Annotated in this window: 9 protein-coding genes; 5 read left to right on the top strand and 4 right to left on the bottom strand. The window is 63.3% G+C overall.

Annotated features, from left to right (window positions below; all coding sequences use genetic code 11):
* The 3 genes from HX786_RS31055 to HX786_RS31045 all read right to left on the bottom strand — a co-directional run.
* Positions 1–1,010 (bottom strand): lipocalin-like domain-containing protein (locus HX786_RS31055; RefSeq protein ID WP_178913051.1); only part of this gene is annotated, 1,010 nt, incomplete at its 3' end.
* The gene (locus HX786_RS31050; protein WP_178913050.1) at positions 1,000–3,474 is read right to left on the bottom strand and encodes an FtsX-like permease family protein; all 2,475 of its coding nucleotides are present in this window, start codon (positions 3,472–3,474) and stop codon (positions 1,000–1,002) included. The genes HX786_RS31050 and HX786_RS31055, both read right to left, overlap by 11 nt.
* Before the next feature lies 1 nt (position 3,475).
* Positions 3,476–4,144 carry an ABC transporter ATP-binding protein gene (locus HX786_RS31045; protein WP_008431380.1) on the bottom strand — a complete coding sequence of 223 codons (669 nt, stop codon included), beginning with the start codon at positions 4,142–4,144 and terminating at the stop codon, positions 3,476–3,478.
* A gap of 346 nt (positions 4,145–4,490) precedes the next feature.
* Here HX786_RS31045 and HX786_RS31040 point away from each other — a divergent pair, with 346 nt between their 5' ends.
* From HX786_RS31040 to HX786_RS31020, 5 genes are all read left to right on the top strand, one after another.
* Entirely contained in the window at positions 4,491–5,174 is a 684-nt protein-coding gene (locus HX786_RS31040) for a histidine phosphatase family protein (protein WP_003210274.1), read from the top strand.
* Between the two features lie 349 nt (positions 5,175–5,523).
* The gene (gene arnT, locus HX786_RS31035; RefSeq protein WP_102368668.1) at positions 5,524–7,179 is read left to right on the top strand and encodes a lipid IV(A) 4-amino-4-deoxy-L-arabinosyltransferase; all 1,656 of its coding nucleotides are present in this window, start codon (positions 5,524–5,526) and stop codon (positions 7,177–7,179) included.
* Positions 7,180–7,239: 60 nt separating this feature from the next.
* A complete protein-coding gene (locus HX786_RS31030; protein ID WP_003210278.1) occupies positions 7,240–8,760 on the top strand; it encodes a glycosyltransferase family 39 protein in 1,521 nt (506 codons plus the stop codon).
* Between the two features lie 67 nt (positions 8,761–8,827).
* The gene (locus HX786_RS31025) at positions 8,828–9,589 is read left to right on the top strand and encodes a M15 family metallopeptidase (protein WP_177029207.1); all 762 of its coding nucleotides are present in this window, start codon (positions 8,828–8,830) and stop codon (positions 9,587–9,589) included.
* Between the two features lie 83 nt (positions 9,590–9,672).
* The gene (locus tag HX786_RS31020) at positions 9,673–10,395 is read left to right on the top strand and encodes a L,D-transpeptidase (RefSeq protein ID WP_003210282.1); all 723 of its coding nucleotides are present in this window, start codon (positions 9,673–9,675) and stop codon (positions 10,393–10,395) included.
* Here HX786_RS31020 and HX786_RS31015 read toward each other — a convergent pair.
* Entirely contained in the window at positions 10,362–11,222 is an 861-nt protein-coding gene (locus tag HX786_RS31015) for an alpha/beta fold hydrolase (RefSeq protein WP_178913049.1), read from the bottom strand. The two genes, HX786_RS31020 and HX786_RS31015, sit on opposite strands and share 34 nt — an antisense overlap.
* Between the last annotated feature and the right edge of the window lie 106 nt (positions 11,223–11,328).

The following is an 11,328-nucleotide window of genomic DNA, read 5'->3' as shown; positions in this document are numbered from 1 at the left end:
TCCCAGTAAGGAATGCTCAGGTTCATCCAGGCCTTTGGGTTGACCGCTTCCGTGGTGATATCCAGATGTTTGCCCGGGATCTTCAATGACCACTGGGTGGGAATGCTGCGCCCATCAATGGCAGTCGTGCCCAGCGGCGTCAGTTGAATATCCTGGTTGTGCAGGGTCTGTGTGTGGCCCTCTTTGTCGATCCAGGTGCCGGTCAGGTAGGACGGTCCGTCTTTCTGCCGCACCCGAAACAGCATCAATTGCTCGCCACTGTCCAGGTGCAGGGAGAACCAGTCCCAGCCAGTCTGGCTGGCGGTCAGGGGCTGGCTGCTCCATTCGCGATCGAGCCAGGCGTTGCCGGTGACTTGGTAAGATTTTCCATCGATGGTCACGCGGCCATCTGCCTGGAAAAAAGGCTGGCTGTAGTAGTACGACGCCTGGCCCTGGTCGGACTTGCGGCTGTAGCCGTTATCCCCCTGGAGCACCAGCGGGCGGCTGGAGGTCAGGTGCAGGTCGTAGTTGAAATGCTCGCCTGCAGCCTTGAGTTGCATGTCCGCCAGGGGGCTGGCTGCACCGGGGCGGGTGGCGAAATTCCAGTCATCGATCCAGGCATTGAACGGCACCGCCTGGGCCCCTGCCTGCCCCACGCCGCCGCGGGCGTAGCGTTCGCTGGCGTAATGGCGGGTGGCCGAGGTGACGGCGGCGTGGCCGAGCCAGATCGTCGAGTCGTGCCAGCCGGGTTGTGTCGGGCCGGCCTTGAGTGCGTTGCGAAACAGCGTCCATTGCACGCCGTAGGCATTGCCCTCGGCATCCTTGAGGTTGGCGGTGAGGTACCACCATTCGATGCGATAGCCGTCATGGGGGCCATGGTCCTGGGGAAAGCTGAAGACCTTGCCGGGCACCACCTGGGCAAAGTCCGCGGCCTGGCTGCCCAGTCCGGCGAAGCTTTCTTCAGGTGCAGGTGGTTTGTCGCAGGCGCCCAGCAGCAGGAACGTCGCCCATAGCAGGCACTTAATCTTCATTGGCAAAGGTCCTCAGCAAATCCGCCGGGCGACTGCGGTACAGCTGCCACAACGGCCAGGCCGAAGCCAGCAAGGTGGCCAGCATCGCCAGGCCCAGCAGTTGCGCCAGTTGCCCCGGGAACACCTGCAACGGCAGGCGCCAGCCGAAGGCCTGGACGTTGATCACCACGTCCAGGCACCACGCCAGCAGCAAGCCCAGCGGCAACGCCAGCACCAGGGTCAGCACCGCCAGCAGCCAGGTCTGGCCGAGGTTGAGCAGCATCAATTGGCGTCGTGTCACGCCCAGCGCCCACAGCGGGGCCAACTGGCCAAGACGGCTTTGGCTCTGGGTCAGCAGGCTGATGAACAACGCCACGCCGGCCACGCCCAGGGTCAGGCTGTTAAGGGCGGCGGTGGCGGCAAAAGTTCGTTCGAATACCTGGCTCGACCAGCCCTTGAGCTGCTGCTGGTCGACGATGCGGCTGTCTTCGAGGGCAAACCGTTCCTGTACTGCACGCACCAGCGGCGGCACGTTGCCCGGCAAAACCCGCAGGTTGAAACGCGCCGGCGACAATCCCGGCCAGTGCTGCAACAGGTGCCGCGAATTCACCAGCAAGTGGCCCTTGGGGTTGCCGTAGTCGGCATAAATCCCCACGACCTTCGGCGACCATGGACCTTGGGGCGTGGGGATGCTGACCACATCGCCCAGCCGCACCTTGAGCCGGCGTGCCATTTGCTCACTGAGCATCAGGCTGTCGTCCTGCAGCAACTGGTTCCATGGGCTCGCCGCCGCTTCCAGCAGCGGCCAATGCTGGCGATAAGTAGGGTCGTCGACCACGCCGAACAGGTCAGCCGGCCACCCCTGCAACTGCACCGCAACCTGCCAGGTCGGCAGCACTGTCTGCACCAGGGGCTGCTGTACCAGCCAGGTTTGCAGCGCCTCGGCCTGGGCCGGATTTTGCGGGTTGAGGTACAACTCGGCGGTCAGGCGTTGTTCCAGCCAGTTGTTGAAGGTCTGGCGAAAGCCCGAGGTCATCGAGCCCGCGCCGATATTGGCGGCCAACGCCAGCAGCAAGGCCATCAGCGCCAGGCTCAGGGCCGGCAACTGCTGGCGGCAATCGGCGAGAAACCATTGCCCCAGCACCGAACGGCTGCGCCCCAATACCGCCTTGAGCACGCCATTGAGCACCACCGGCAAGCCCAGCGCAGCGCCCAGCAACAAGGCCGCCATCAATACAAAACCACTGGCCAGGCTGTCGCCAAATACCAGTGCCAACAGCGCAACCAGTAAGGCCGAACCCGCCACCCAGCCCTGGCGTCGCAGCCAGCGCCCATGGGCCTGGTGCCAGGCCTGGGCATTGGCCAGCGCCAGCAGCGGCAAACGCGCCGCCCGCCACAAGCTGCTGGCCCCGGCGAGCAACGCGCCGAGCAAACCCAGGCCCAGGCCACTGAGCCACCACTGCGGGCTGAGGCTCAGTTGGCCGGGCAACTCGGCGCCATACAGGCCGCGCAAGCTGGCGGCTACATCCGGCAGCAACAGGCTGGCAAGCAAGTACCCGCTGGCCACGCCCGCCAGGCCACCCAGCACGGCCAGGCCACCGAGTTCCACCGCCAGGCTGAGGATCAGCATCCGCGCACTGACCCCGCACGCCCGCAAGGTTCGCAGCAGGCCGCGCCGCTGCTCCAGCGCCAGGCCGATGGCGGCATGCACGATAAACAGGCCCACCACAAAGGACAGAAAGCCCAGCGCATCGAGGTTCAGATGGAAGCTTTCAGTGAGGCGCGCGAGGTTGTTTTCCTCGGCCTGCTTGAGCTGCAGTTGCGCGCCCAGTTCCGGCGGCAGGGCGGGATGCGCGGCGGCAAAGGCCTTGTCCAGCAGCAACCGCGACAGGCGTTGGGGCATGTCCAGCAGCGGTTGGGCGAAGCCGATATCGGTCAGTAAGACGCCGGGGGCCATGTCCGCTTGAACATGCAGCGGCGGCAGCGCGAGCCCGGCGGCTGTCAGCGGCTGGTCGCCCTCTTTCAGGCCCAGAGACTGCAAGGTCTGCGGCGCGATCCAGGTGCGTCCCGGCGGGTTGAAGAACGCGACCATCTGCGCCCGGTCCAGGGTCTGCCCGGCCAGCGCGCCACCGCCGGGCAACGACACCGGGTCGATGCCCATCACTTGCAGGCGCTGGTCTTCATGGCCCTTGAGCTGCACGCGGCCCTGCACCACCGGCGACACCGGCCACCCGGCGCGGTGCAGGTCGGCAAACAGCGCCTGGGGGAAGCTCGCACCGTCCGGCGCACTGAGGCTGGCCTGGGGTTCGCCGCCGATCAGCTGGCTGGCCCGCGCGTAGCTGTCCCGCGCCTGGCTGTTGAGGGCTTGCACGCCGGTCAACAACGCGGTGGCCAGCCACAGGCCGGTGAGCACACTGAAGAATTGCACAGGGTGGCGCCGCCAATGGCTGAGCAGCGCGCGCAGTGTCCAGTGGAAGACGCGCATGTCAGCGGGCGTCCGCAGCGAGTACCTGGCCGCGATGCAACACCACCTGCTGGTCAAGGCGCGCCGCGATGCGCGGGCTGTGGGTGACCATCAGCAAGCTGGTGGGGCTGTCCCGCAGCAGGTCCAGCAGCAGTTGCAGCACTTCGTCACTGGTGCCTTCGTCGAGGTTACCGGTGGGTTCGTCCGCCAGCAGCAAGCCGGGGCGCGACGCCAGGGCTCGTCCTACCGCTACCCGTTGCTGCTGGCCGCCGGACAGTTGTTCGGGGTAACGCCTGAGCAAGTCACCCAGGCCGAGTCGCTCCACAAGCTGCGCTTGCCACGCCGGATCGAGGCGCCCGGCCAGGCGCGCCTGGAAAGCCAGGTTGTCTTCGACCCGCAGGCTGCCGATCAGGTTGAACTGCTGGAACACCAGGCCGATCTCGGTGCGCCGCCAGTGGGCCAACTGCGCTTCGCTCATCTGGTCCAGGCGCTGATCGCCGACCTGGATGCTGCCACGGTCGACCTGGTCGAGCCCGGCCACCAAATGCAGCAGCGTGCTTTTGCCACTGCCCGACTCACCCATCAACGCCAGGCTGCTGCGCGCTCCCAGGTACAGGTCGACACCCGCCAGCACGGTCAACGGCCCCTGCGGCGTGCCATAACTCTTGAATACCCCTTGTACCTGCAGCATCACCCCTCCCCACAAGCTTCTGGACTTAAGCCGGAGAATAACGGTTGTCACATTTTTATGTCACAACCATGGGAAAAAGGAGCGCCCCATGACCCCTGCAAATTTTTCACATCGATTTCACCCGGTCGCCACCTGCTGCACTTTAAATTGCCGTCCATGGGCAGATAACAGGCTGGTTATTTCAAACGCCCGTTAGTGCAAGTGAACAATTTTTTATATCGGTATGTTCAGCAAAAAGACAGCGCCCCTGTGACACGCTTTTGCATATTCCTGCATCAGCGCTACTCACTTGGCGCCTGCCTAACTTGCCGCTGCCAGTTACCGGATTAACGCCTGGAAGTTACCAATGGTGAATAGTGTGGTTGACCTGACCCTGAGCAAGTCTCGCTCGCGCTGGGCATTTGTAAAACAGCTGAACAAACTGTGGCTGGGCGTGGCAGGTATCGTGATGATCAGCCTGGCAGTAACGGCGTTCATCTGGTGGCCAAGATCGCCGCTGGACCTGGGCGTGGGCCACCGCCTGCTCACCTCCGGAACCCTGGAAGCCTGGCGTAACGGAGACCTGGTGGTGCTGGTCCGCCATGAGGAACGCTGTGACCGCTCCAACAACCCTTGCCTGGGCCCGGCAGACGGCCTGACCACGCTCGGCTCGTTGTCTGCCAGTGCCGTGGGCAAGGCCTTCCAGACCCTGGGCATGGAAAACACCGACGTACTGAGCAGCCCCACTACCCGTACCGCGCAGACCTCGCTTTTCATGTTCGGCAAGGCCGAATTGTCACCCGGGCCCCTGGCCATCTGCGGCCCTGCTATCGGCGAGGAACTGCGCCCGCATAAACACGCGGACCGCAACCTGCTGGTGGTCACCCACAGCGCCTGCATCAGCGACTTCGAGGAGGCATTGGGCTACTCACACGCTGCCCATGCTGAATACGGCAGTGCATTGTTTGTAAAGCTGCTGCCCGATGGCAAGTTCAAGGCGCTGGGTATTTTGAACAGTAAGGACTGGGCCGCCGTGCTTAAACAACTTTAGAACACTTCTTAACATTTAATCATTCAAGTTCGTTCAGCAAAAAGACAGCCAGACCGTGGCATCGTCTATGGTTTTAATTGAATTTTTGTCAAAAATTTATTAGCTCACTAACTTTTCACAAGTTAACAACATGACGATGACCTTCGATGACTTATTGGACGCCACACGTTTAACGAGCTTGACTGGGGCACAGGGATATTCAGTTTCGCCCCCCCACTAACAGACTGTTTAAGGAATAACGTTCTGTGCCACATTTCTACCAGACCACGACCACCTTCCACCCCTCGCGCATGGCTGATCCAGCGCTCGCGCTGATTCACCGTCAATACCGCTTGAGAGTGCAATAGCCATGACCCGCCTTAAACCATTGCCCGTATTACTACTGGCATTCGTGATGTTCTATCTACTGCCACTGGGCCTGCATGGCCTATGGATCCCTGACGAAACCCGCTACGCCCAGATTAGCCAGGAAATGCTCATCAGCGGCAACTGGGTGGCACCGCACTTCATGGGCGTGCGCTATTTCGAAAAACCCGCAGCCGGCTACTGGCTCATTGCACTGGGCCAGGCGTTGTTCGGTGAAAACCTGTTCGGCGTGCGCATCGCTTCCGCCCTGACCACCGGCCTGAGCGTCGTGCTCGCCTACCTGATCGCCCGCCGGCTGTGGAACGACCCGCGTAAGAGCTTCGCCTGCGCGCTGCTCTACATGAGTTTCGGCCTGGTGGCCGGGCAAGCCGGTTACTCCAACCTGGATCCGCAATTCACCTTTTGGGTCAACCTGAGCCTGGCGGCGCTGTGGTTTGCCCTCGACAGCTCCACCCCCCGTGCTCGCCTCGCCAGCTGGACGTTGTTGGGTGTGGCCTGCGGCATGGGTTTCATGACCAAGGGTTTCCTGGCGTGGTTGCTGCCGGTGTTGATCGCCCTGCCTTACATGCTCTGGCAGCGTCGCCTGGGGGAACTGCTGCGCTACGGGCCGCTGGCGATTCTGGTGGCGGCCGTGGTGTGCCTGCCCTGGGCACTGACGATCCACCTGCAGGAACCGGACTACTGGCGTTTCTTCTTCTGGCACGAGCACATCCGCCGGTTTGCCTCCGACAATGCCCAGCATGCACGACCCTGGTGGTTCTACCTGCCGCTGATGGTGGTGTCGTGCCTGCCGTGGGCGGCGCTGCTGCCGGCGACACTGTGCAAGGCCTGGAAGGAAAAGCGCCAACCGGCCATCGTCTTCCTGGCGCTGTGGTTGCTGCTGCCCCTGGGCTTTTTCAGCCTGAGCAACGGCAAGCTGCCGACCTACATCATGCCGTGCCTGCTGCCGCTGGCGCTGCTGATGGGCCATGCGTTGATCGACCTGCTGGCCAACGCCCGCACCCGCGCGCTGCGCGTCAATGGCCTGCTCAACCTGGGCATCGGCCTCGCGGCGATGGTGACGCTGATCTACCTGCAAATCGACCGGCCGTTGTACGGCAACAGCCACAGCGAGATGTTCAACCTGTCCCTGACGTTCATCGTGCTGATGGGCTGGATGCTCGCCAACCTGCTTCAAGCCTTCCGCCCATTGGCGCTGTGGGCGATGCCGGCGTTGGGCATTGGCCTGCTGGTGGCGCTGTTGCCCGCCGGCATGCCGGCGGTGGTCGAAGATAACCAGATGCCTGACCAGTTCGTGCTCCAGCACCTGGACGAGCTCCAAAAGACCCAAGCGCTGCTGAGCAACGAACTGGAATCGGCGTCGGCCCTGGCATGGCGCCTGCGCCGGCCCGAAGTGACGCTCTACAACACTGAAGGCGAACTACGCTACGGCCTGCAATACGCCGACTCGATGCACCGCAAGGTGGATCTGGACAGCGTTCAAGCCTGGCTCAAGCAGGCGCGCCAGCAAGGTTCGGTGGGCGTGCTGATGCGGGTCAGGAGCACCAGCGAAATGCGCGAAGCCGGCCAGCTGCCGTTGGGGGGCAAGCGTTATTACAAGGGTGACCTGGAGATCATCATCTACCCGCAATTGCCGTAACACAGGCGCCCTAATGTGGGGTGACCCCATTCAACACTCATCCCACATCGGAACCGCTCCATGAACTTCTGGAAAACCGAACGCGGCGCCCTGCTGCTGCTCCTGGGCGTGTCGGCCCTGATCCTGCTGCTGGGCCTGGGCGCCCGCGACCTGTGGGGCCCGGAAACCCGCTGGGCGAACATCACCCTGCAGATGCTGCAAAGCGGCGACTACTTCGACCCGTACCTCAAGGGCACCCCGTACTACGACAAACCCTTGCCGTCGTATTGGCTGATCACCGGGTTTGCCAACCTGATGGGCGGCCTGGGGCCGTGGTCGTTGCGCTTGTCATCGGTGATCTCGGCGTGGCTGAGCATCTGGCTGGTGTACCTGATCGGCGAGCAACTATTCCGCAAAGGCACCGGCCTGATTGCCGGCTGGATGCTCGCGACCACCTTCTACTTCCTCTTCTGGGCCCGGGTGGCCACGGCGGACGTGCTGACCGTATGCGGCGTGCTCGCCGCCGTCTGGTGGTATTGGCGCGGGCCGGACGATACGCGGCTGGGGCGCTACACGGTGTTCTTCCTGTTACTGGCGGCGACATCACTGTTCAAGGGTTTGATCGGCTTTGTACTGCCGGGCCTGGTGCTGTTGCCGCACTTGCTCAGCGAACAGCGCTACAAACGCCACCTCAACCTGCGGCTGGTGCTGGCCGTGATCATTGCCGGGGCGTTCTACGCGATCCCGTTTGTGCTGTCCCACCTCTACGGCGCACCGACCTACGGTGCAAGCGGCCTGGAACTGGTGTTCCGGGAAAACGTGGTGCGCTTCTTCGACCCGTTCGACCATATGGGTCCGATCTACACATACCTGATCTACCTGCCGGCCTACACCTTGCCCTGGGCGCCGTGCTGGGTGCTGGGCCTGTGGCTCGCCGTGCGGCATTGGCGCGACACCCCGCCCAACACCCGCTGGCTGGTGTGGGGGCTGGGCCTGCTGTTTGTGTTCTTCACCGCCAGTGGCAGCCGGCGCAGTTACTACGTGCTGCCGCTGGTGCCGTTCGCGCAGTTGCTGGCGGCGTGGTGGGTCAGTGAGCGTATCGCCCGCAAAGGCACGGTCGGCCGGGGTTGGTACCGTGGGTTCGGCATCGCTGCGGGGGTGATGCTGCTGGTACTCGGGGTGGTGTATCCGTGGACCAATGGCAATGGCGGCGTGACCCGTTTCGCCGAGGACGTTCAAGCGCAAGCAGTGAAAAGCGCGCCATGGAACGCGTGGCAGATGGTGATGGTGGAAGTCGACAACAAGGTACCGATGTACCTGCAAAATCACGGGACGCCGTTCTACTACGTCGCCGAAACCCAGGACTTCCCGCGCCAGGGCGACAGTGCGGCGTTCATGGGCTGGCTGGAAAAAACCAGCGGCCGCACCTTTGATCCCAAGCGCACAATTATTGTCGCGCAGTCCACCAAGGATGACCCGACGCCGCTGGCCTACCTGGGCAACGATCATCAGGTCATCACTACCCAGCCGGACAATGGTGAACGGTTGTTCCACAAGCGTGACGGTGGCAGCGTGGCATTTGTGCCCAACGCCGCGCCGTAGCACTGGCGGCATGGGGCGGGCATTGCTAGTGTGGCGCGCTTAAGCCACCGTCCGAGCCCGGCCCGCCATGCCCTACTCTTCCCTTTCCCTTGCCGCCCTGAGCCTGATCGTGCTCGCCACGCCGGTAGCGGCAGACACGCCGATGCCGGCCAACATGGTTTACCTGCGCAGCCTCGACCCGAGCATCGCCCAGGACATTCGCTACGCCAGCCCCCACAACTTCACCGGAGCGCCGCTGGACGGCTACAACGCAGCCGAATGCGTGCTGTCTGCCGACGCGGCAAAGGCACTGGTACGGGTCCAGGCCGAGTTGGCCAGGCAGGGTTACGGCTTGAAGGTCTTCGACTGCTATCGTCCCAGCCGTGCCGTGGCGAACATGGGCCGCTTCGCCAGCCTGCCGGGGGATCCGGCCAAGGCCGAGTTCTACCCCCGGGTGAACAAGCAGGATTTCTGGCGCCTGGGCTACGTGGCCAAGGTTTCCAACCACTCCCGGGGCGCGGCAGTGGACGTGACCCTGACCGGTCCCGATGCGCGGCCAGCCCAGGCCTGGAGCGCCGACACCGCGGCGGTGGATTGCGCCGCCGGTTACGGTCGACGCTTGCCCGATGGCGGCCTGGACATGGGCACCGGTTTTGATTGCTTCGACGAAATGGCCCACACCAACAGCCCCCACATCAGCCAGGCGGCACGCCAGAATCGCCAACGGTTGAGCGCTGCGATGGCCAAGGAAGGCTTTACCGGTTATGCCGGCGAATGGTGGCACTTCACCTACAGCCGCAATCCGGTGCGGGCCGAGCCGATGGACTTCCCTATCGAACCGCTGCGGTAACATCACAACACAGCTTCAGCTTGATAAAGCCCGGGGCAAAAACTAGCGTTTGAGGTTTCCCTCTTTTCAAGGACTGAACGCCGTTGAACACGCTCATCAAAACCTGCGCGGCGCTGCTGACGCTGCTTTCAAACGTGGCACTCGCGCAAATCCCCGAGACCAGCCGGCAACTGATCGTGGTCACCACCCCGGGCTGGAACGCCCTCCAGGGCACCGCACAACGCTATGAGCGGCACGGGCAAGGCTTTCAGAAAGTCGGCGAACCCTTTGCCATCGTGGTCGGTAAAAACGGCATGGCGTGGGGCACCGGCCTTACGACGCCCACCCCCGACCAGCAGCCCCTCAAGCATGAAGGCGATGGCAAGGCCCCGGCCGGCATCTTCAAACTCGGCGGGGCCTTCGGCTACGCCCCCACCGCTGACACCCGCTTGCCTTACGCGGCCAGTACCGCCACCCGCGAATGCGTGGATGACAGCCAGTCCAGCCATTACAACACCCTGGTGGACAGCTCGGCGGTGAACAAGGACTGGACCAGTTCCGAGCGGATGCTGCGCAAGGACCAGCTGTACCGCCAGGGGATTTTTGTCGAGCACAACACACCGGCTTTGGCCAACGGCGGCTCGTGTATTTTCCTGCATATCTGGCGCAGCGTCAGTTCGGGAACATTGGGCTGCACGGCGATGGACCCGGTGAATATCCAGGCGTTGTTTGCCTGGCTGGACCCGCGAGAAAACCCGCTGCTGGTGCAACTGCCCGCCGCGCAGTACGACCTCTACCGTGAGCGCTGGAAACTGCCGTCCCGCTGAGCTGACAACAGGCGTTGAAATGCGGCCAATACCTCGCCGGGTTTTTCCAGCATGAGTTGGTGGCCGCATTCGGGCAGCAACTGATACTCGGCATTGGGCAAATGCCGGGCGAGTGCTTCGCCGCCGCTGGCCGGGGTCAGGCCGTCGGTGTCGCCGGCCAGCACACTCACGGGCAGGGTCAGGGTAAGCAGTGCATTGGCGTCTGGCCATTGGACGTTTTTCATCAGGGCCTTGAACATGTACAGCGGGTTGCGCTCGGTGAGTTTTTCTTCGTAGGCGACCAGTGCGGGGTCGGCCTTGGCGTTCCATGCCGCCTGGCGGAAACCTTTGGCCAGCAGTGGGCGCAGCCATTCCAGGAGCCATGCGGGTAGACGCATCAGGCCGCCGCTCCGGCTGATGCTGTGCAGTCGGGTGCCCAGCAGCAATACGGCTTCGATGGAGATCGCGGGTTTGGCCAGCAAGGCGCTCAGGGTCAGGCCAGTGCCGAAGGAGTGGGCGACGATGAGGTTGCGGGAGCCGCCGTAGCGCCTGAGGATTTCCAGGTAGTCGGCGACCAGTTCGGGCCAGGCGTAAGCCTCGGGGTTGCGGGGTTTTGCGCTGGCGCCGTGGCCGAGCAGGTCCCAGGCGACCAGACTGTAGCCTTGGGTTTTCAGGGATTGCCATTGGTGGCGCCACTGGTCCTTGTTGCCGCCGGCGCCGTGGCAGAAGAACACTACCGTGTCGGGTTGGGTGGTGCCCGCGTGATGGGTGATGCTCAGGTGACGGTTGGGGCGGATTTCCAGTGGTTGGCCCTGGATCACTGGCAGTTCGGTGAAAGAGGTCGGCATGGAGGTTTCTCAATAAGTGAAAGGGTTGAGTGTGGTGAAGCAACAGCAAAATCAAAGGCGGACACGATCCAAATGTGGGAGCGGGCTTGCTCGCGAAGGTCGTTAA

Source organism: Pseudomonas sp. 21615526 (assembly GCF_013386245.1).
GTDB lineage: Bacteria > Pseudomonadota > Gammaproteobacteria > Pseudomonadales > Pseudomonadaceae > Aquipseudomonas.
Note: the sequence above shows the minus strand (reverse complement) of the source record. Positions and strands in the feature narration are given on the sequence as shown.

Excerpts from the sequence above, each read along its gene's own strand:
- HX786_RS31050 (WP_178913050.1), bottom strand. The coding sequence starts at position 3,474 with ATGCGCGTCTTCCACTGGACACTGCGCGCGCTGCTCAGCCATTGGCGG.
- HX786_RS31045 (WP_008431380.1), bottom strand. The coding sequence starts at position 4,144 with ATGCTGCAGGTACAAGGGGTATTCAAGAGTTATGGCACGCCGCAGGGG.
- HX786_RS31040 (WP_003210274.1), top strand. The coding sequence starts at position 4,491 with ATGGTGAATAGTGTGGTTGACCTGACCCTGAGCAAGTCTCGCTCGCGC.
- arnT (WP_102368668.1), top strand. The coding sequence starts at position 5,524 with ATGACCCGCCTTAAACCATTGCCCGTATTACTACTGGCATTCGTGATG.
- HX786_RS31030 (WP_003210278.1), top strand. The coding sequence starts at position 7,240 with ATGAACTTCTGGAAAACCGAACGCGGCGCCCTGCTGCTGCTCCTGGGC.
- HX786_RS31025 (WP_177029207.1), top strand. The coding sequence starts at position 8,828 with ATGCCCTACTCTTCCCTTTCCCTTGCCGCCCTGAGCCTGATCGTGCTC.
- HX786_RS31015 (WP_178913049.1), bottom strand. The coding sequence starts at position 11,222 with ATGCCGACCTCTTTCACCGAACTGCCAGTGATCCAGGGCCAACCACTG.